Raw genomic sequence first — 18,319 nt, 5'->3', positions numbered from 1 at the left:
TAAATAATGTCATATCAATCTCAGGATATTTTACGCCGCTCGGCAACCAATGGTTTGACGCCCGCACCACAGGCCCGTGACCACAAACAGGAAGTGGCGAAGTTAATTGATGTCACCAGTTGTATTGGCTGCAAAGCCTGTCAGGTGGCGTGTTCGGAATGGAACGACATTCGCGACGAAGTGGGGCGCAACCATGGGGTGTACGACAACCCGATGGATCTCAGTGCCAAATCATGGACCGTGATGCGTTTTTCTGAAGTGGTGGAAGATGGCCGCCTGCAGTGGCTGATTCGCAAAGATGGTTGCATGCACTGTAGTGACCCGGGCTGCCTGAAAGCCTGCCCGTCAGAAGGGGCCATTATTCAGTATGTTAATGGCATTGTGGATTTTCAGTCAGAACATTGCATTGGTTGTGGTTACTGTATTGCCGGTTGCCCGTTCAATGTGCCGCGTATTAACAAAGAAGATAACCGTGCGTATAAGTGCACACTCTGTGTGGATCGCGTCACGGTGGGCCAGGAGCCGGCATGCGTAAAAACCTGCCCAACCGGAGCTATTCACTTTGGCAGTAAAGAAGAGATGCAGGTACTGGCGCAGGAACGTGTTGAAGAATTGAATACGCGTGGTTTCAAAAATGCCGGGTTGTATGACCCGCAGGGCGTGGGTGGTACGCATGTTATGTATGTGCTGCATCATGCCGACCGGCCGGGGCTCTACCATGGCTTGCCAGAAAACCCCGCTATCAGCGAGACGGTGAAATTCTGGAAAGGCATCTGGAAACCGTTGGCAGCCATCGGTTTTGCTGCCACTTTCGCCGCCAGCATATTCCATTATGTGGGTGTTGGGCCGAACAGGGCAGAACCGGAAGATGAAGGGGATGGTGAAACTAAGGGAAAAGAGCACAAGGGACACAAAGAGAAGGAAGGGGCTGAATAATGAAGAAAGAAGACAAGATTATTCGCTACACAGCACCGGAACGTATTAACCACTGGGTCACCGCGTTCTGCTTTTTGTTTGTCGCTATTAGTGGCCTGGGGTTCTTTTTCCCGTCGTTTAACTGGCTGATGAATATTTTTGGCACACCACAACTGGCACGCATTCTTCACCCCTTTGCCGGGGTGCTGATGTTCTGTTCGTTTATCCTGATGTTCTTCCGCTATTGGCACCATAATCTGGTGACGCGTGATGATATTTTATGGGCAAAAAATATCCATAAAATTGCTCAAAACCAGGAGGTGGGCGACACCGGGCGGTATAACTTTGGGCAGAAATGTGTCTTTTGGGGCGCAATCTTACTCCTGCTTTTGTTGCTGGTCAGTGGTGTGGTTATCTGGCGTCCATGGTTTGCACCGTATTTCCCTATTCCGGTTATTCGCCTGGCGCTGTTGGTGCATTCATTCGCTGCGGTGACTTTGATTGTGGTTATTATGGTGCATATCTATGCAGCACTGTGGGTGAAAGGCACAATTACGGCTATGGTGGAAGGGTGGGTGACCAGTACCTGGGCGAAAAAACATCACCCGCGCTGGTACCGTGAGTTGCAACAGAAACGTTCGCAGAATGAATAACGCGATTATTCTGTGAAGACTGCTCTGTACATTAATAAAGAACCCGGCTAAGCCGGGTTCTTTTATGGCTTGCGTGTCAGCTCAACGGCTTTATCAATGCGCGATGCCAGTAATTTTGCCACTGCAGCAAAGACCGGAACCACCACTGAATTACCAAACTGGCGCCAGGCCTGGGTATCTGAGACCGGGATACGGAACCGGGCTTCACCAGGTTGTTCAAAGCCCATCAGGCGTGCACATTCGCGGGGGGTCAGCTTACGGGGGCGATTCGCCTGGTTGCCTTTATCACCGAAATCCTGTTCACCTAATGCACTGTTCCAGCCACGGTCTACCAGAATCTCGGAGCCATCTTTGTAGTAACGTGCTGATAGTGTTCGCGCAACAGCATGGGGGTTGTGCGGGTCAACCAGCCCAAAACCAAAGCCATTCCCTTTTTCCCGGTGTTTGCGTGCGTAGTTATACAGGTACTTCCACAGGATTTCGCTGAGGATGTATTTCGGGTTAACCTCATCATCCAGCAGATTGCTGAATGTTGGGCGTTGTTCCGGGTAAAACTGTGTAATATCACGCAGGGTGAAGTTATCAGCCAGGGCTAAATCGCGACGAAAACCGACCAGAACAATTCGCTCACGGTGCTGAGGCAGAAAATGCTTCCCGTCGATAATTTTCGGGTCTGAGGCACTGTTGTCGCTACTGTCTGCTACATCGTAACCCAGTTCATCAAGGGTGTTCTGGATAACCCGAAATGTGTTGCCTTTATCATGGCTTTTCAGGTTCTTAACATTCTCCAGCACAAAAATAGCCGGGCGTTTAACCGCAATAATGCGGGCAACATCGAAAAAGAGTGTCCCCTGGGTTTCACACTCAAAACCGTGTGCACGCCCGAGCGCATTCTTCTTACTCACCCCCGCCAGGCTGAATGGCTGGCAGGGAAAACCGGCCAGCAATACATGGTGGTCGGGAATATTATCGTCGATATGCTGCCAGGCAGCCTGCTGGCTGATTTCCGGCTGGTTGCTCAGGGTGATATCGCGAATGTCATGGTTAAATTTGTGCGCAGGGCTGCAGTACCAGTTTGCTTTGTAGGTTTTTACCGCATGTTTATTCCATTCACTGGTAAAAACACACTCGCCACCAATTGCTTCAAACCCACTACGAATGCCGCCAATACCGGCAAACAGGTCAATAAAGCGAAAACGGTCTTTCGGTGTCGGCGGGGGGGAAGGTAGCATGGCGGCTAACCGGATTATTTCTGCCTCGGTTAATGCCTGGCCGTTGTGCTGACAAGCCTGTTGTAGTTTGGGGCGGTTCCAGCGGCCAGGGCTGACTTCGTTCAGCGCCGCAAGAACGGTTTTGGTATCATAAACAGCCAGCACATGCTGCAGGCAGTCTGCATCTGTGCCAGTAAATGCTGTTGGCGTAATCAGTGATTCAGTCGCGTCCATGGTGCAATCTTATCCGCAGAAAGTGCGCGAAGATTACCACACATGGCACGCTTCGCCTATTGGCAGCATGTTGCACATATTTTTACCTACAGGGAAAAACGATGGCAGATGTTCACAGCAAAGCGGTACGGCGCAAAAATATGCAGGCCATTCACACCCGGGATACAGCAATAGAACAGCGCCTGGCCGGGCTGCTTGACAGCCTGGGTTTCGATTACCGTGTGCAGGATAAAACATTGCCAGGCTGCCCCGATTTTGTTGTTGATGCGCAACAGTGTGTGGTGTTTACCCATGGTTGTTTCTGGCATCGTCATCATTGCCATTTGTTTAAGGTTCCGGCAACGCGTACCGAATTCTGGCTCGACAAACTGGGTAAAAATGTGCAACGGGATGCGCGTGACAGCCAACAATTAATTGCCAGTGGCTGGCGGGTATTGTGGGTATGGGAGTGTGCGTTACGCGGGAAAGAAAAACTAAATGACGAACAACTCTCCACGCGGCTGGAGGAGTGGCTTTTTGGTGGTGGACTCCTGGCGGAAATTGACTCGCAGGGCATTCATGACCGGTCAGGCAGTGTATCCGCCTGACCAGATGGCGTTACTTCTCTGCCGGGCAAGGTTCTGCGGCGGTTTTTACCGGAAACAACGTCTTCCCAAGTGTCACCAGCACCACGGCGAAAATAATAATCCCCAGCGCCAGCCACTCTTTGCCTGAGAGTGATTCACCGGCAAATCCTGTTCCGAGCAAGACTGCCACCACCGGGTTAACATAAGCATAACTGGTCGCAATGGCCGGGGAGACATTACGTATCAGGTACATATAAGCATTAATGGCAATAATCGACCCAAATAAAGTCAGGTAGGCGATGGCAAAGAATCCGGAGGCTGAGGGCAGAGCGGTGAGGTGTTCACCTGAAAGTGCCGAGGCAAACAGTAAAATAACGCCCGCCGCCAGCATTTCAATGGCTCCGGCCATCATCCCTTGCGGCAGAGTAATACGTGAACCATATACTGAGCCAAATGCCCAGCTTAATGAACCAATCAGGATCATCAGTGCGCCCCAGGGGTTACCACTCAGGTTGCCGCCACTGTTCAGTAGCACAATACCTGCAAGACCGAAGGCAATGCCCATCCATTCTATTTTCCGTGTTTTGATACCGAACAACCGACTAAAACACAGGGTGAATAACGGCACCGTAGCTACCATTACCGCGGCAATACCGGAAGGGACATTTTGGTGTTCTGCGACCGTAACCAGGCCATTTCCTACGGCTAACAACAGAAAACCCAGCAGCACCGCATTAAAAATCTGGCGTACAGGCGGCAGGCGATGCCCACGAATCAATAAAAAAATTAACAACAAGATACCCGCACATAAAAAACGCGTTCCTGCCATCATCAGTGGCGGCCAGCTTTCAACGCCAATCCGAATAGCAAAGTAGGTTGAACCCCAGATAATATAGAGCGCAAACAACGCACCGACTAACGGCAACAAATTGCCAATACGCATAATCCCTCGCAAAATCCGACTAATAATAAGTACCCTGATAGTTAACCGGAAAAGCATCTGACTGGCGAGTAATTTACTTGTGTCATTGGTGTTATTTTTGTGTTGACATATGCACGGTTTCAGCAGGGTAATCCTGCTGCGAGTGGGTGAGATGCGCCTGTTTGCGCCAGCGCTGGCGTTTCTTTTCACCTGGCGGTCAAGCGATGTACAGACATAATAATGATGAGGACAGATACCTGTGGCAGGAAGTAGTTTATTAACCTTACTGGATGATATTGCAACATTACTGGATGACATTTCTGTTATGGGGAAACTTGCCGCGAAGAAAACGGCAGGTGTGCTGGGTGATGATTTATCGCTCAATGCGCAACAAGTCACTGGCGTGAGGGCCAACCGGGAATTGCCCGTGGTGTGGCAGGTGGCAAAAGGGTCGCTGGTCAACAAGGTGATTTTGGTACCTCTTGCCTTACTTATTAGTGCATTTATTCCCTGGGCAATTACACCGTTATTAATGCTGGGCGGTGCGTTTTTGTGCTTCGAAGGCATGGAGAAAGTGCTGCACAGCCTGGCATCACGCCATGAAAACTCAGATGAACAGCGCGAGGCGCGGCTCAGCCAACTGGTGAACCAGGATCCAATGCAGTACGAACGAGCGAAAGTAAAAGGCGCCATACGCACTGACTTTATCCTCTCGGCAGAAATTGTCGCGCTGACATTGGGGATTGTCTCCAGTGCGCCATTAGTGAACCAGATAGTGATACTGGCAGGGATTGCGCTGCTGGTTACTGTTGGGGTGTACGGCATAGTGGGCGTTATCGTTAAGCTTGACGATATGGGCTGGTGGCTGGAAAAACGCCCTTCAGTGTTGGCACAAATTCTGGGTAAAGGGTTATTGATACTCGCCCCCTGGTTGATGAAAGTGTTGTCCGTGGTGGGCACTCTTGCCATGTTTTTAGTGGGTGGCGGTATTTTGGTTCATGGTGTCCCCTGGCTACACCATCACATTGAGGCGCTTTCAGCATTATCTGAAAAATTACCGGGCTGGTTAATCACCCCGGTAGCTACGCTGGTTGTGGGAATGCTGCTTGGCACTCTGGTTGTCGGGGCCGTGGCTCTGGTGAACCGCATTAAAGCGGGTAAATAAACGGAGAATAATTGCGCATTTTTTGTGCGCAAACTGCCAGAACTCTTGCTATACATTATCTGTTGGTATTCACCCTGATAATGGAGGCAAAGATGGTCTTTTTCGTCAGTGATGAAGTGCGGCGTAAATCAGGCGGACCCCGGATGATAGTCACGGGTTATGCCAGTGGCATGGTGGAGTGCCGTTGGTACGATGGTTTTTGCGTACAACGTGAAGCCTTCCATGAGGATGAATTAATTGCTGGTGGAATGGATTAGCGAGCTGTCATTCCGCGTTATCCAGTGCAAAGAAATAAACAGTACCCGGCAGTCCCGTATGGGCTGCCGGTTATCCAGGATTAGTCTATATCGTATTTACCGATAATGGCACGGACTATATGATATCGCGCAAATCTTCTCCGGTTTTACGCCATTTCCATTTCTGTGGGCGGTAACGCCGGTGATTCTGTCCATACCCAACATTTTCAATTGTTATGCATGTCTGTCTGCGATGCAGTGTCCGCTTTGCTTTTTTGCGGAAAATGGATGCTGCCGGAAATCAATACCGCCGGCGTAGTTGCCGTTGTTGCCGCAATTTGATGTATGAAGGGATTCCGCAGCATCTGAGTACGGCAGTTGCACCGTATTTTTGCCAGTACGCAGAGCGGATGGAGCCAGTGAGGCCGCATGTTCGCTAAGTTAACCACCATCAAAAACCCCCAAAAACTTGTTACGCTCTGTTTTACCCTTGTGTTTTTTGGGGCGTCGCTATTGATGTGGCGTGAAGGCGCGATGCTGGAGCAGGCCTATATCAGCGACCAGCGTAATACCCTGGATAACATTGCCTCTTCTCTGGACAAGCAACTGCAGCACAGTGTTGATATTTTGTTTTTTTATCAGCAGGCAATGGAGTTTTCACTGGATACGCCTTTTATTACGAATAACACCCATCCAGGCATGAAAGCATTTAATCGCGAACGCCATAAACCCTGGTGGTCTGTCAGTTATGACCAGCGGCGTACCATTCCTGTGTTTGGGGTATCTGAAGCGTTTGTTGAGCAACACAGCGATTTAATGCGTAACAACAACACCATCGACAGAGAATTGAGTGCCGCGCTGGAACTGAGCTACTTGCTGCCGCTATCGCGTTATGCCAGTACGCTCCAGTTCAACACCTGGTATATTTCCCGTGCCGGGATGTTTGTTTCCAGCAACGGGCATGTGCTGGATAAGTCATTACAGACCACTTTCCAGCGCATGTTGTCCCGGCCATCTTTTGCCCGGCAATCCCTGGCGAATAACCCAGGTCGCGCAGTGTGCTGGAGTTATTATCAGGATAAGGAAAACCCGGAGTATCAGGTGGTAACAGCCAGTATCCCACTGGATTACGAAGGGCACTGGTATGGCGTGATTGGCATGGATTTCACGCTGGATGTGTTGCATGGCTACCTTAAAGGTATTGCTGAACAACATTCAACTACTGATGGTGCGGTTTACCTGCTGGACAGCAAACTAACTGCACTGACATCCAGTATGGGGCGACATGGTGAGCACCTGGTGATGAGCCCTGTTGATCAGGCACGCCTGGCGCAGGATATGAGCAGCAATACTGTTGGTGCTCTGCGGATGCAAAACCGTTTTATTACCTGGGCGAAACTGGACAGTTTCGATGGCGTTCTGATTCGGGAGCATAATCTCTACCAGGGGTTTCAGGGCGATTTTGGGCATATCATTATGCTGCTGCTTTTCGTCTGGGTCATGTTCACCGTATTGCTGACAGGAACCTGGTATTTTATCCGCCGTCTGGTCATCAATATGTCCGTGATGCAAAACACCCTTTCATGGCGTGCAAACTACGACACAATGACGCGTCTGTTTAACCGTGGCGCGTTTATAGACCAGGCTCAGCAGTTGTCGGCCAGTTGCCGCCCGAATACACAGCCTTTTTCGGTGATCCAGTTAGATCTTGATCACTTCAAAAGCATCAATGACACCTGGGGGCATCAGGCCGGGGATAAAGTGCTGAAACATGCCGCAGCAGTTATCAGCAATACGGTGCGCAAACAGGATATTGCCGGGCGGGTAGGGGGCGAGGAATTTTGTATTGTGATGCCAGGAGCCAGTATCGCTGATGCGACACAGGCAGCTGAACGTATTCGTGAAAGGCTTGCCAGTAAGCCTGTGGTGTACAGTGCGGAAGTGCTTATTGCCATCAGCGCATCGTTTGGTGTCAGCAGTTCAACAGAAAAAGGCGATTATGACTTTGAACATCTGCAATCCGTTGCAGACAAGCGGTTATACGCCGCTAAAGAAGGCGGCCGGAACCGGGTTTGCGCAGAAGATTAATTAGCCATTAAACCTCGCCTTTATTGTCCTGTTCAACTGCGTCATACAGCCGTGGCAGCAGGTCAGGAAAGGCGGACTGAACCCGGCTCCAACTGGGAATGAAAGGTTTGTCATTAGGCCGTTCTACAAAGGCCTGGCCTGCTTCAAGAATCACCTGCGTAAACATCTCAACGGCGGCTTCTTCGTTGTGCAGGTCAAACGACAGGCCATTCATCACCGCATCATGGCGGTACATTTCAATGACATCCAGCGCATTGCGGTAATAGGTCGCTTTAAGTACCCGAAAAGAATCCCCGGTTACCTGTGCGCCCTGGGTTGCCAGTTTGCGCAGTAATGACTGGACAATGTCATTACACATACGCCGTAAACCCCCACTACCGTCTTCACCCGTCAGGTTCTGGTGCTTATGATCGTAGTTATCAGCAATTTCAACCTGGCAGGTTTGCCGGGTTGCATAATTGCGGTAGATTTCAGATAACACGCCAATTTCCAGCCCCCAGTCTCCCGGGATTTTAATGCCTTTCAAAACTTGCGTGCGCATGGCGAACTCACCAGACAACGGGTAACGGAAACTGCTCAGGTATTCCAGGTAGTCACTGTTGCCATAAATCATACGTAAAGAACGCAGTAATGGGCCGACCAGCAAACGACCCACACGGCCATTCAGTTTGTTATTGGCAACCCGGGCATAAAACCCTTTACTGAAAACATAGTCAAACGACGGGTTGGCAACCGGGTAAAAAAGCCGTGCCAGCATGCCTTTATCCCAGGTGAGAATGTCGCAGTCGTGCAGGGCAACACACTGGGTTTTATCTGAAGCCAGTGTGTAACCGGTGCAAAACCAGACATTGCGCCCTTTGCCCATAGCACCGGGGGCGAGCCCCTCTTTTTCCAGTTCGGCATCAAGAGCTTTCAGGCGTGGCCCGTCATTCCACAAAATCCGGTGATGTTGAGGTAGTTGGGAGAAAAATTCGCGGGCGTAGAGAAACTGCTCCCTGCTGGCATTGTCCAGACCAATCACTACCTCCTCCAGCCAGTCTACGCTTGCCAGTTGGGTAATAATATTCTTTAACGCGGGGCCTTCCAGCTCAGAAAAAAGTGAGGGGAGTATCAGACCCATTTTATGTTTACGGGAGAAGCCGCGCAGAGCGGTTTCCAGCGATTCCGTTGGCCGTTTAACCAGGTTATGAAAGTTTGTGATGACACCATTTTGGTGAAAGTCGGTCATTATTTCCTCCTCAATCGGAAACTGAAATAAAGTGATCCAGGCCTTCTCGCCAGCCCTCAGGGCCGTAGTGCGTGGTACGCAAAATACGGTCAGGTTGTCGTTGTTCTTGTTCCGGGCAGAGTGTGCCCGCGCCGTGACTGTTAATAATCACGGCATAATCCATCTGATTAAGCAGGCTGACGTCATTTGGCGCGTCACCCAACCCTAATGTCAGGCGGTGAATACCATCATGTTGCTGGTAAAAAGTAATGATGGCCTGCGCCCCCCGGCCTTTCCCTGCATCAAGATCAGCAACATGCCAAAAACGCCCGCCCTGAGTCAGGCCAAGGCCAACACAGCTTAACGCTTCACGGAACTGGCCGAGGCGTTCGGGCGTATCCTCCCATATCAGGGGTTCCGATGCGGTGCGCTGCATGGCAAGAGCGGCCTGTTCAGGGCTTAATCCGGTCCAGCTACAAATCTGGTCGACACCCACATCGAGAAACCCTGTAAACCGGAAATTCCGCCGCAGTGAATGGAGTTGTTCGCCGATGTTTGCCCGGGTAATGCCATTGTGGGTCAGTGGTTCTGGTTTACTGTCCGGGCCCGGGTACTGAATCGCCGCACCATTTTCTGCGATAAACGGGTAGCCGGTTAAACCCAGTATTTTTTGCCACCGGGTGATTTCGGCGGGAGTTTTGCTGCTGCACAATATCACTGGCACGTCATGTTGCTTCAGGCGTGCCAGCCAACTGGCAGCAGGTTGCCAGTCATAAGTATGGTGATCGAGGAGGGTGCCATCGAGGTCACTAAAAATCAGCAAAGGCTGATGAAGATGCGGCATGTTGTCCTCCTTTCCTTATCGCCCACTACAACACAGAAAGCATGCTGTATTACGGTTACAGAATTGGGACAGCGTATGTCGCCAGGTTATTCCTAAGAATACGCTGATTCCAGCCGGTTCAGACAGTCGTTTTTCTTATGGATAAAACAGCAACAATACATAGCCTGCGGCGTATTTCACTTTGTAAAGACAGGAGCAATAGAATATATCCTTGTTTTAAGGGGAATCTGTAGTTATGTTTTCCTGCGGCACCGGTTTTTCTGGTGTAACGAATTTATGATGCTGCTTGCGCAGGCAAGAGTTCGCCCCGGCCATAGAATAAAACCTATAGCCGGGGCGCTTTATTTTAACGGTTAATTTCGGCTACGCTGAAATCACGAATATCCAGTTCGAATGCATCAGCAAGCTCAGGCCAGGTGTGAAAGTTGCGTCCGTCAACACTCACACGCTGCGGGTGTTCCGCATTGTCAGCCCGACGCACTTCACTTTCGCTAATTTCATTGATGGCTGCCAGTAAAGCATCCACATCGACAGCGTTACTGCCAGTGTTACGGGAAGTCATTTCTGTTACCCCTCTGAACGCCAATTAGCCAGTTAAAGTATAGCTGTATTTTTTGGGGTTACCTGGTCTGGCAAATTCATCTAAACTAAACCCAACATTGATTCGGAGGGTGGTATGAATATTAACGATCATGTGACGGTGAAAACAGATGGTGGTCCGCGACGCCCTGGGGTTGTGCTGGCAGTGGAGCAATTCAGTGAAGGCACCATGTATCTGGTTTCACTGGAAGATTACCCCTTGGGTATTTGGTTCTTTAATGAAAAAGACCACCCGGATGGCATATTTGTTGAGAAAACCGCCTGATCCTCTTTGGGATACCACTACCAGGTTATCTATTATGCTGCCCGGTTTTTTTTGCCGTTTTTGAATGGCTGTTGTTTTTTTGGGATATTTTTAGGGGAAGGGTTTTAACTGATTGTTATTCATGGTTATTCATGGTTATTCAGGTTGTTGCGGTAACTTTCGTGCCGCCGACGGCAATGTGATTAACGGGTCAAACACATGCCGTTGATGTACAGGTTATCTATTATTTTCGTGTAGGGTAAAGAGTTGTAATGACTACGAGCGCATATTAACAAAAATGCCATTTGTGACGTTATCAGCCAGACGTACTACATGATAAATCACCTGCTTATTGTGTGTTTTAATCTTCTTCTTAATATTCCCTTTGTGGGATGAGACTGTCTTAGCCTTGATATTCATCTGATCAGAAATTTGAATGGTATCCTGCCCGGACATCCACATTTTTAACATATGGGATTCAGTGCGGCTTAACGATAAAGTAGGAACGGATATCTGTGTAATACACTGATTTTCGGTTGCTAAATAATCACCAATAATGCTGTCCAGTGCTTCAGGCTTAATTGATTTAGAACTAATCAATAAGTTTTTCCGAACGCGCAAATATTCGTCAAAATGAATATTGGCAATGGCCATGAACACAATAAACAGTGTGGATGGATATTGATTGATGATCTGCTTTATCCGTTGGCTACTTTCTGCATCATGAATAAAACAATCTTCATTTATAAATACCACATTAGGCTGGGCGGACTGGCAAGAGACGGCAAGTTCACCGACATTTTCAACATTCAAAATATGTCGCTTCTTTACCCCCCGACTGGCGAGGTAACCAGTGAGCCCTAGCCGGGTATAGCTACATAAGTCCATGATAATTGTCGACATAGCAAACCCTCACTAAACGTGTTATCCGTTAAAGCACAACGTATGTTAACCATTGGCGTCGTGACGCTAAACAAAAATCCATACTGGATTAGCGTGCCTGAAAGACAAAAATGGCTGTTTGCTTGTGCTCTTTATGATTGAAACAAATACCTGTTAGCACGGTTATCTCATGCGCACACATAAGCACTGAAAATGCTCCACATCTCCAGACATTATTTTCCTGAACTGCAACCATCTGAATAGCAGTTGGGATACAGTGCATTCAAATCTGTTTCCTGACGGGCGTGTTGTGCAACACAAATAAACATTCAGCAGACAAGCCATTCACCAGAAGTATCTCTGTATTTCAGGTAAAGTCACTATCCCGTAAAGTTCTGTATAATTTGCCAGGAATCTTCTCAAAGTAAAGAGAATGTTTTGTTATATGAAGAGCCTAAAACCTTTTAAAGCAGGCCCGCTTTACGATTGAGGGTGTTTGGTTATTTTTATTTTAAGATTTTCCTTAGGTTCCGAATACGTCAGGAGGACATCGGTACTCCAGGATTGCTAATGATTTCAGAAAGCAAATTAAACAAATCTGCAAACAGACGTTCGGCGAAGGGGGAGATAAGCGGCATCAAAACAGCGATGATGATCATACCTGTGGTAAGCGTGATCGGGAAACCAATCACAAAAACAGATAATTGCGGCGTCATGCGGTTCAGCAGGCCTAATGCGAGGTTGACCGTGAGCAATAGCGTAATCAGCGGTAGTGCGAGCATGACGCCATTGATAAAGATAAGGCTTCCTGCACGGGCCAGAGACATAAAAACATTGGCGTTGATCAGTGATGGGCCGATGGGCAGTGTGTGAAAGGAATCAACCAGCAGGGAAATCATCCATAGATGGCCATTCCACGTCAGGAATAGCAGTAGTGCCAGTATCTCCATAAACCGTGCCAGCACAGGCATGCTCATATTGCTGGACGGGTCAAGGAACGTTGCAAACGACAAACCCATCTGTAAACCAACAATTTCCCCGGCGGCACGAATAGCGGCAAATGCAATTTGCATGGTAAAGCCCATAGCAATACCAATCATTGTTTGCTGAAATGCTGTCCAAATACCTTCAGCAGAAAAAATGGGAATCATCGGGAAGGGAGGTAACAACGGGGCGACCACCACGGTAATAATCAATCCCAGCCCCAGTTTAACCTGGCGTGGAATCGCCCGTTCGCTCAAAACGGGGGCAGTCGCAACCAGTGCCATAATGCGCAGCAATGGCCAGAAGTAAAGGTTCAGCCACTCGGCCCACTGTAAACTGGTGACCTCAACCATAAATAATTCTTAACCAATAATATAAGGTAAATTGGTGAACAGCGTGCGCATATAATCAAGCAGCAGGTTCAGCATCCACGGCCCGGCAAAAATAATCGTCAGGAACACAGCCAGAATTTTAGGAATAAAGGCCAGCGTCATTTCGTTTATCTGAGTTGCTGCCTGGAGCATGCTTATCAATAATCCGCTGACCAGCGCCACCAACAGCAGCGGGGCTGCCAGCATAATGGCGATACGCATTGCTTCCGTACCCATCATCATGACCGATTCAGGTGTCATCGCAGGGTCTCCTGGTTAGCTGTAAAAACTTTGAGCCAGTGAACTGACCAGCAATTGCCAGCCATCCACCAGAACAAATAGCATGAGTTTAAAGGGCAGTGAGATGGTAGCAGGTGGAACCATCATCATCCCCAGTGCCATCAATACGCTGGCAACCACCAGGTCAATGATGAGAAACGGGATGAAAATGGTAAAACCAATTTGAAATGCTGTCTTTAACTCACTGGTGACATAAGCAGGCAACAGAATACGCATCGGCACGTCTTCTGGCCCCTGGATAGGCGGAGACTTGGACAACCGGGCAAACAGCGCCAGATCTGCTTCACGCGTCTGGCGCAACATAAACTGCCGTAAAGGTTGCGCACCTTTTTCAATTGCCTGCTCCATTGAAATCTGATTCTGGCTGAAAGGCTGATAGGCATCGGTATAAATTTTATCGAACACCGGTGCCATAATAAAAAAGGTCAGAAACAGCGCCAAACCCAGTAATACCTGGTTTGGCGGCGAAGAGGCGGTACCCAGTGCATTTCGTAGTAAACCAAATACGATAATGATACGGGTAAAACTGGTCATCATCAGCAGCACCGCTGGCAGGAAGGTCAGTGAGGTGATGAAAACCAGCGTTTGAATGGGTAGAGACCAGCTTTGCCCACCACCGGACAGTGGCTGGCTGATAATACCAGGTAACTGAGCAAAAGCGGCGGGCATGACAAACCATAAACCCGCTAAAGCGAAAGGCAGTAAACGACGCATCACTGCTTCCCCTGACGTTTAAGAATTGTTTTTAGTGCATCCTGAAAACTCTGCGGTTTGCGTGGCGCTGGTGAACCATCCGCATGGGTTTCTTCTTCATCCGGTATGGCCGGAGGCAGGGTGTGTAAATGGGTTATTTGCGTGGCGGTTACGCCTAAAACCAGACGGGCATTTTCTACGTCAACGATAACCACTTTTTCACGCTGCCCAACGGTAACACTGGCAGTAACTTTCAGCCCCCGGGCATTACTATGCCTCGGGGTGAAACCAAAGCGTTTGGCAAACCACGCAATGCCCAGAATCAGAATGATGATGACGCACAACGCTGCGCTCACCTGGATAAGAGATGTGACAGGTGAGCTGACATCCTGCGCGACTACCGTGCTGGTCTGGTTTGCCATCAGCGGCTCAGGCGACGCATACGTTCAGAAGGCGTGATAATATCAGTAATACGTACACCGTATTTATCTGCCACAACCACGACTTCCCCTTGTGCAATCAGGTAGCCGTTTATCAGAATATCCAGCGGCTCACCCGCCAGACCTTCCAGTGATACAATAGAACCTTGTGTCAGTTTTAACAGCTCTTTAATGGTCATGCGGGTACGGCCCAGTTCAACGGTCAGTTTGACCGGGATATCCATAATTAAATCGATATCCTGTAAAGAGCCGGTAACGTCTTTGTCTTCAAGGGAACGGAAAATACCGTCGCTGCTGGCGGCTGGTTTGCTTTCCGCTTCTTTCTGTTCGTTCAGTGCTTCCGCCCATGGGTCATCGGCCGATTCTGTACTTTTTTGTTCGTTCAGCGCGTCAGCCCACAGATCGTCCACTGAGCCTTCTTTTCCATCGGACGGTTGGTTGGTATCACTCATTTGGGCTGTTCCTCATTCATCGAATTCAAAATCGGGTTAATCAAATGTTCAACGCGCAGCGCGTACTGGCCATTGAGGGTGCCGTACTGGCTGGTCAGTACCGGTACACCATCCACATGGGCGATAATGCGATCCGGTTTTTCAATTGGCAGTACATCGCCAGGTTTTAATTTCAGTACTTCTGATAAGCGTAGCGAAACATCGGCGAAGTTGGCTGTCAGTTCCAGCTCAGAATGCTGAACCTGGCGAACCAGTGTTTCACGCCATGACTGGTCTTCCTGACGGGAGTTTTCCAGTGGCGGGTTAACCAGTGTTTCACGTAACGGCTCTATCATGCTGAAAGGCAGACAAATATTGAATTCACCGGTCAGCGTACCAATTTCCACATGGAAGGGCGTGTTAACCACAATATCGTTCGGTGATGTGGTGATGTTAGTGAATTTCACCTGCATTTCAGAACGAACATACTCGATATCTAATGGATAAATCGCTTTCCAGGCGTCACTGTAGGCTTCCAGTGCCAGTTTCAGCATACGGTTGATAACCCGCTGTTCGGTATGGGTAAACTCACGGCCTTCAACTTTGGTAGGAAAGCGGCCATCGCCACCAAACAAGTTATCTACCGCAATAAACACCAGGCTTGGCGAAAAAACAAACAGCCCGGTGCCGCGTAACGGCTTTAAATGAATCAGGTTGAGGTTAGTTGGAACCGGTAAGTTACGGGCAAATTCCAGATAGGGCTGAATACGAATCGCACCAACTGTAATATCCGGGCTACGACGTAACAGGTTAAATAACCCCATGCGGAACTGGCGCGCAAAACGTTCGTTGATTATCTCCAGTGCCTGGAGACGCTCACGTACCATCCTGCGCTGTGTATTGGGGTCATAGGGGCGAACATCACCCTCTGACCCGGTTTTTTTTGGCTCATCGCTGCTGTCATTGCCACCATTGAGCAAAGCATCGATTTCTGCCTGAGAAAGAATACTGTCACCCATCACATCACCGCAAAATAAAGGCAGTGTACAACACGTCAGTGACAACCTGTTGGGGTTGCCCCGGCACCAGAGGAGGAGCAAGCGTTTGTTTGATAGCTTCCATCAATTTTTGCTTACCTTCATCGGTTGCGAGCACATTTGCATCCTGGCGTGAAAGCAGCATCAACAAACGACTGCGTACTTCCGGCAGAAAGTCGCTGATACGCTGGCGCGTCGCTTCATCTTTGAGGCGCAGCGTAATACCGATATACAGCACACGATCTGCATTGCCCAGATTAACTGTAAACGTATCCAGCGGGAAAAAAACAGGTGCAGGAGGTGGCGGAGGCGGTTCAGCATGCGCGGTATTACCCGCAGGTGCCTGTTGCATACGCCAGTAGCTGTAACCGGCTACTGCGCAGGCAGCCAGAGTAATCAGGACCAGTAAAGGTATCCAGATTTTACGTTTGCTTCCTTTACCTTTAGTAACTGTATCAGTCATTTGGCGAATTATTCCTGTGTCTGTACTGCGTCATTTCATTATCGCGTCTTCACCGGTGAACAATAGCGGGAAAAGACGCGATTATTCGCGCTACTTCAACGTTTAAGCAAAGATATCAATGGCATTGTTGCCAGAGCCTGTTGCCGTGAGACTGACCGGGGCGATGATTGCCTGGTCGGCACTGTTATCGGCCATAAACCCAGTTTGATTACTGTTGCTGCCGCTATTTTGTTGACTGAACTGTTGTTGCTGCTGCCCGGCAAAGTTATCGCTGCTAATGCTACTCTGGCCCAACTGTATACCACTTTCTGCCAGTTGTGTGCGCAGGGTTGGCAGTGCGGCTTCCAGTGCGGCGCGCACATGGCTGTGGGCCGCGACCATATGCAACTGAGCCTGGTTGTCTTCCAGTTTCAGGCTAATTTGTACCGATCCCAGCTCTGCAGGGTGCAGGCGTAATTCTGCATTTTGCTGCCCATTACGGGTGAATAATGTGATTTGCTGACCAATATTTTGTTGCCATTCGGACGTACCTAACTGCGCATTGATTTGCGCTGTCGCTGGAGCCACTGCCTGAGCGGTAGACTGAGGCTGGAGGATATTCGTGCTGCTGAAAACGGACGCTGTGGCTGCGTGCTGGCTGGTTGCCTGGCTTACCGCAGAGGCCAGTTTATCGGTTTTAAGTACGCTGTTATCTATAGCGGTTTGTGCAGATGTATCCACGTCAGCCTGCGCGGCCATTGGGTTAAAAGCGTTTTGCTGAGCACTTATCGCAGCAGTGTTGTCCGTCACATGTTTGTCATTGCTACTAACGGCAGTATGCGGCTTGGTTGCCGTGTTTTGACCGGTAGTCAAAATACTGGCTAATGACGTGGAGAGGCTACCCTCACCAGAGACTTTGCTTGTTGCACTGTCGTCAGCTGTTTTGGCCTGTAACGGGGTTGCCTGCGTTTGCTGCGGCAACATCGCAAACAATGCGCTCAGCGCAGACACTTGCTGATCAGAAAGCGTGGCGCCTTTTCCCGCGGTTGTTGCTGTCGTTTCACCGGTAGTTACACCTTCACGGGTGGTCAGCGTAGCGGTTTTCGCTCCAAGTAGCGCCATCAAACTTTGCGCATCACCATTTGTGGCGTTATCAAACTGTTCCAGTAGGGCACTCAATGAAGTTTGGGTCTCGTCATCACTGGTTCCGGTGGTTTTTGTACCGGAACTTTGCGCCAGTTGCGCCAGTGAGACTGTTTTACCATTGGCAAGCGTGAGTTTGTGGCCCAGGGTTTCGCCCAGCAAGGCGAGGAAATCCGTACTGAGACCTTTGCCCTTGCTGGCAGCAGAAGTCGCCTGGCCGGAGTCCGTTGTTGCTGTAACGGCAATTTTGGGTAACGTCATCATTCGCTTTTCCTCAGTGTGGCCCGTTGGGCAAACTCATCCATTTTTTTCTGATCCTGGCGGTTTTCTGCTTGCAGGGCGGCGGTTGCTTTACGTTCCTGCAAGGTTTCCCAGGCCTGGAGCCGTTGTTTTTTTTCTTTCCAGAAATTCAGAGCCAGTTCCACTTTGTTATTCCACTGTTCCAACTGATGGCGATGTTGTTCTATGGCAATGTCCAGTGTGGCAATAAATTGCTGGTAATTCCGCCAGCGCTCACTTGCGATACCCTGGCACATATCATTATTCAGATTATTACGATATTCATTCTGGTAATTAAGCAGCATTTCTAGCTGCTCTTTGGCCTGTTGACAGCCACGGCGCATATCACCAAGACGAATGGCGGCGTCGTCAACTTCTTTGGCAGCCAGGTCGTGTAATGTGTCTAACGCACTGTGTTGACTCATTTTCACT

At 49.4% G+C, this 18,319-nt stretch carries 22 protein-coding genes; 7 read left to right on the top strand and 15 right to left on the bottom strand.

The genetic code is table 11. From position 1 onward, the window contains the following. Positions 1 to 6 precede the first annotated feature (6 nt). Entirely contained in the window at positions 7 to 936 is a 930-nt protein-coding gene (fdxH, locus tag MPHASIOC01_RS08300) for a formate dehydrogenase subunit beta (RefSeq protein WP_353614335.1), read from the top strand. After that, positions 936 to 1,568 (top strand): formate dehydrogenase cytochrome b556 subunit, encoded by a 633-nt coding sequence (gene fdoI / locus MPHASIOC01_RS08295; protein ID WP_353614334.1) that lies wholly within the window; start codon positions 936 to 938, stop codon positions 1,566 to 1,568. Before fdxH ends, fdoI begins: the two co-directional genes overlap by 1 nt. A gap of 62 nt (positions 1,569 to 1,630) precedes the next feature. Here fdoI and dcm read toward each other — a convergent pair whose 3' ends face one another. Next, entirely contained in the window at positions 1,631 to 3,013 is a 1,383-nt protein-coding gene (gene dcm / locus MPHASIOC01_RS08290; RefSeq protein ID WP_353614333.1) for a DNA (cytosine-5-)-methyltransferase, read from the bottom strand. A 101-nt stretch (positions 3,014 to 3,114) separates the two neighbouring features. On the opposite strand from dcm, the gene MPHASIOC01_RS08285 reads away from it, so the two are divergent. Beyond that, positions 3,115 to 3,600 carry a very short patch repair endonuclease gene (locus tag MPHASIOC01_RS08285; RefSeq protein WP_064594385.1) on the top strand — a complete coding sequence of 162 codons (486 nt, stop codon included), beginning with the start codon at positions 3,115 to 3,117 and terminating at the stop codon, positions 3,598 to 3,600. Positions 3,601 to 3,610: 10 nt separating this feature from the next. Here MPHASIOC01_RS08285 and yedA read toward each other — a convergent pair whose 3' ends face one another. Next, positions 3,611 to 4,522, bottom strand: a complete 912-nt coding sequence (gene yedA / locus MPHASIOC01_RS08280) for a drug/metabolite exporter YedA (protein WP_353614332.1) — start codon at positions 4,520 to 4,522, stop codon at positions 3,611 to 3,613. A gap of 238 nt (positions 4,523 to 4,760) precedes the next feature. Here yedA and MPHASIOC01_RS08275 point away from each other — a divergent pair, with 238 nt between their 5' ends. The 3 genes from MPHASIOC01_RS08275 to dgcQ all read left to right on the top strand — a co-directional run bounded on the left by MPHASIOC01_RS08275 (position 4,761) and on the right by dgcQ (position 7,990). Further along, positions 4,761 to 5,666 carry a DUF808 family protein gene (locus MPHASIOC01_RS08275; RefSeq protein ID WP_353614331.1) on the top strand — a complete coding sequence of 302 codons (906 nt, stop codon included), beginning with the start codon at positions 4,761 to 4,763 and terminating at the stop codon, positions 5,664 to 5,666. A 92-nt stretch (positions 5,667 to 5,758) separates the two neighbouring features. Then, positions 5,759 to 5,923, top strand: coding sequence for a YodC family protein (locus MPHASIOC01_RS08270; RefSeq protein ID WP_064594376.1), 165 nt, complete (start codon positions 5,759 to 5,761; stop codon positions 5,921 to 5,923). Between the two features lie 408 nt (positions 5,924 to 6,331). Further along, the gene (dgcQ, locus tag MPHASIOC01_RS08265) at positions 6,332 to 7,990 is read left to right on the top strand and encodes a cellulose biosynthesis regulator diguanylate cyclase DgcQ (protein WP_353614330.1); all 1,659 of its coding nucleotides are present in this window, start codon (positions 6,332 to 6,334) and stop codon (positions 7,988 to 7,990) included. Positions 7,991 to 7,997: 7 nt separating this feature from the next. Here dgcQ and MPHASIOC01_RS08260 read toward each other — a convergent pair whose 3' ends face one another. The 3 genes from MPHASIOC01_RS08260 to MPHASIOC01_RS08250 form a co-directional block, all read right to left on the bottom strand. Further along, positions 7,998 to 9,218: a hypothetical protein gene (locus tag MPHASIOC01_RS08260; protein ID WP_064594371.1), complete on the bottom strand. Its 1,221-nt coding sequence runs from the start codon at positions 9,216 to 9,218 to the stop codon at positions 7,998 to 8,000. A 10-nt stretch (positions 9,219 to 9,228) separates the two neighbouring features. Then, a complete protein-coding gene (locus MPHASIOC01_RS08255) occupies positions 9,229 to 10,041 on the bottom strand; it encodes a mannosyl-3-phosphoglycerate phosphatase-related protein (RefSeq protein WP_353614329.1) in 813 nt (270 codons plus the stop codon). A gap of 346 nt (positions 10,042 to 10,387) precedes the next feature. Then, positions 10,388 to 10,603 (bottom strand): YodD family protein, encoded by a 216-nt coding sequence (locus MPHASIOC01_RS08250; protein WP_036102219.1) that lies wholly within the window; start codon positions 10,601 to 10,603, stop codon positions 10,388 to 10,390. Between the two features lie 114 nt (positions 10,604 to 10,717). Between MPHASIOC01_RS08250 and dsrB the strand changes: the two genes are divergently transcribed. After that, on the top strand, positions 10,718 to 10,906 hold the full coding sequence (dsrB, locus tag MPHASIOC01_RS08245) for a protein DsrB (protein ID WP_036102221.1): 189 nt from the start codon (positions 10,718 to 10,720) through the stop codon (positions 10,904 to 10,906). A 255-nt stretch (positions 10,907 to 11,161) separates the two neighbouring features. On the opposite strand, the gene rcsA is transcribed toward dsrB, so the two are convergent. The 10 genes from rcsA to fliJ form a co-directional block, all read right to left on the bottom strand. Next, positions 11,162 to 11,788 carry a transcriptional regulator RcsA gene (rcsA, locus tag MPHASIOC01_RS08240; protein WP_064594364.1) on the bottom strand — a complete coding sequence of 209 codons (627 nt, stop codon included), beginning with the start codon at positions 11,786 to 11,788 and terminating at the stop codon, positions 11,162 to 11,164. A 518-nt stretch (positions 11,789 to 12,306) separates the two neighbouring features. Continuing rightward, complete coding sequence (gene fliR, locus MPHASIOC01_RS08235; RefSeq protein ID WP_353614328.1) at positions 12,307 to 13,104, bottom strand: flagellar biosynthetic protein FliR; 798 nt, start codon at positions 13,102 to 13,104, stop codon at positions 12,307 to 12,309. Positions 13,105 to 13,113: 9 nt separating this feature from the next. Beyond that, entirely contained in the window at positions 13,114 to 13,383 is a 270-nt protein-coding gene (fliQ, locus tag MPHASIOC01_RS08230; protein ID WP_064594359.1) for a flagellar biosynthesis protein FliQ, read from the bottom strand. 15 nt (positions 13,384 to 13,398) lie between these two features. Further along, positions 13,399 to 14,136, bottom strand: coding sequence for a flagellar type III secretion system pore protein FliP (gene fliP, locus MPHASIOC01_RS08225; protein ID WP_064594356.1), 738 nt, complete (start codon positions 14,134 to 14,136; stop codon positions 13,399 to 13,401). Continuing rightward, complete coding sequence (gene fliO, locus MPHASIOC01_RS08220; protein ID WP_353614327.1) at positions 14,136 to 14,537, bottom strand: flagellar biosynthetic protein FliO; 402 nt, start codon at positions 14,535 to 14,537, stop codon at positions 14,136 to 14,138. The genes fliP and fliO overlap by 1 nt, the downstream gene beginning before the upstream one ends. Continuing rightward, positions 14,537 to 15,007 carry a flagellar motor switch protein FliN gene (gene fliN, locus MPHASIOC01_RS08215; protein ID WP_036102240.1) on the bottom strand — a complete coding sequence of 157 codons (471 nt, stop codon included), beginning with the start codon at positions 15,005 to 15,007 and terminating at the stop codon, positions 14,537 to 14,539. Before fliN ends, fliO begins: the two co-directional genes overlap by 1 nt. Further along, positions 15,004 to 16,005, bottom strand: coding sequence for a flagellar motor switch protein FliM (fliM, locus tag MPHASIOC01_RS08210; RefSeq protein WP_064594349.1), 1,002 nt, complete (start codon positions 16,003 to 16,005; stop codon positions 15,004 to 15,006). The genes fliN and fliM overlap by 4 nt, the downstream gene beginning before the upstream one ends. Positions 16,006 to 16,009: 4 nt before the next feature. After that, positions 16,010 to 16,486: a flagellar basal body-associated protein FliL gene (gene fliL / locus MPHASIOC01_RS08205; protein ID WP_353614326.1), complete on the bottom strand. Its 477-nt coding sequence runs from the start codon at positions 16,484 to 16,486 to the stop codon at positions 16,010 to 16,012. Positions 16,487 to 16,588: 102 nt separating this feature from the next. Then, positions 16,589 to 17,872: a flagellar hook-length control protein FliK gene (locus MPHASIOC01_RS08200; RefSeq protein WP_353614325.1), complete on the bottom strand. Its 1,284-nt coding sequence runs from the start codon at positions 17,870 to 17,872 to the stop codon at positions 16,589 to 16,591. Then, the gene (gene fliJ, locus MPHASIOC01_RS08195; protein ID WP_064594342.1) at positions 17,869 to 18,312 is read right to left on the bottom strand and encodes a flagellar export protein FliJ; all 444 of its coding nucleotides are present in this window, start codon (positions 18,310 to 18,312) and stop codon (positions 17,869 to 17,871) included. Before fliJ ends, MPHASIOC01_RS08200 begins: the two co-directional genes overlap by 4 nt. Positions 18,313 to 18,319: the final 7 nt, after the last annotated feature.

The organism is Mangrovibacter phragmitis (assembly GCF_040429585.1).
In the GTDB taxonomy this organism is placed as follows: Bacteria; Pseudomonadota; Gammaproteobacteria; order Enterobacterales; family Enterobacteriaceae; genus Mangrovibacter; species Mangrovibacter phragmitis.
The sequence above is the reverse complement of the archived record's forward strand: the minus strand, read 5'-3'. Positions and strand labels throughout refer to the sequence as shown.

Excerpts from the sequence above, each read along its gene's own strand:
- fdxH (WP_353614335.1), top strand. The coding sequence starts at position 7 with ATGTCATATCAATCTCAGGATATTTTACGCCGCTCGGCAACCAATGGT.
- fdoI (WP_353614334.1), top strand. The coding sequence starts at position 936 with ATGAAGAAAGAAGACAAGATTATTCGCTACACAGCACCGGAACGTATT.
- dcm (WP_353614333.1), bottom strand. The coding sequence starts at position 3,013 with ATGGACGCGACTGAATCACTGATTACGCCAACAGCATTTACTGGCACA.
- MPHASIOC01_RS08285 (WP_064594385.1), top strand. The coding sequence starts at position 3,115 with ATGGCAGATGTTCACAGCAAAGCGGTACGGCGCAAAAATATGCAGGCC.
- yedA (WP_353614332.1), bottom strand. The coding sequence starts at position 4,522 with ATGCGTATTGGCAATTTGTTGCCGTTAGTCGGTGCGTTGTTTGCGCTC.
- MPHASIOC01_RS08270 (WP_064594376.1), top strand. The coding sequence starts at position 5,759 with ATGGTCTTTTTCGTCAGTGATGAAGTGCGGCGTAAATCAGGCGGACCC.
- dgcQ (WP_353614330.1), top strand. The coding sequence starts at position 6,332 with ATGTTCGCTAAGTTAACCACCATCAAAAACCCCCAAAAACTTGTTACG.
- MPHASIOC01_RS08260 (WP_064594371.1), bottom strand. The coding sequence starts at position 9,218 with ATGACCGACTTTCACCAAAATGGTGTCATCACAAACTTTCATAACCTG.
- MPHASIOC01_RS08255 (WP_353614329.1), bottom strand. The coding sequence starts at position 10,041 with ATGCCGCATCTTCATCAGCCTTTGCTGATTTTTAGTGACCTCGATGGC.
- MPHASIOC01_RS08250 (WP_036102219.1), bottom strand. The coding sequence starts at position 10,603 with ATGACTTCCCGTAACACTGGCAGTAACGCTGTCGATGTGGATGCTTTA.
- dsrB (WP_036102221.1), top strand. The coding sequence starts at position 10,718 with ATGAATATTAACGATCATGTGACGGTGAAAACAGATGGTGGTCCGCGA.
- rcsA (WP_064594364.1), bottom strand. The coding sequence starts at position 11,788 with ATGTCGACAATTATCATGGACTTATGTAGCTATACCCGGCTAGGGCTC.
- fliR (WP_353614328.1), bottom strand. The coding sequence starts at position 13,104 with ATGGTTGAGGTCACCAGTTTACAGTGGGCCGAGTGGCTGAACCTTTAC.
- fliQ (WP_064594359.1), bottom strand. The coding sequence starts at position 13,383 with ATGACACCTGAATCGGTCATGATGATGGGTACGGAAGCAATGCGTATC.
- fliP (WP_064594356.1), bottom strand. The coding sequence starts at position 14,136 with ATGCGTCGTTTACTGCCTTTCGCTTTAGCGGGTTTATGGTTTGTCATG.
- fliO (WP_353614327.1), bottom strand. The coding sequence starts at position 14,537 with ATGGCAAACCAGACCAGCACGGTAGTCGCGCAGGATGTCAGCTCACCT.
- fliN (WP_036102240.1), bottom strand. The coding sequence starts at position 15,007 with ATGAGTGATACCAACCAACCGTCCGATGGAAAAGAAGGCTCAGTGGAC.
- fliM (WP_064594349.1), bottom strand. The coding sequence starts at position 16,005 with ATGGGTGACAGTATTCTTTCTCAGGCAGAAATCGATGCTTTGCTCAAT.
- fliL (WP_353614326.1), bottom strand. The coding sequence starts at position 16,486 with ATGACTGATACAGTTACTAAAGGTAAAGGAAGCAAACGTAAAATCTGG.
- MPHASIOC01_RS08200 (WP_353614325.1), bottom strand. The coding sequence starts at position 17,872 with ATGATGACGTTACCCAAAATTGCCGTTACAGCAACAACGGACTCCGGC.
- fliJ (WP_064594342.1), bottom strand. The coding sequence starts at position 18,312 with ATGAGTCAACACAGTGCGTTAGACACATTACACGACCTGGCTGCCAAA.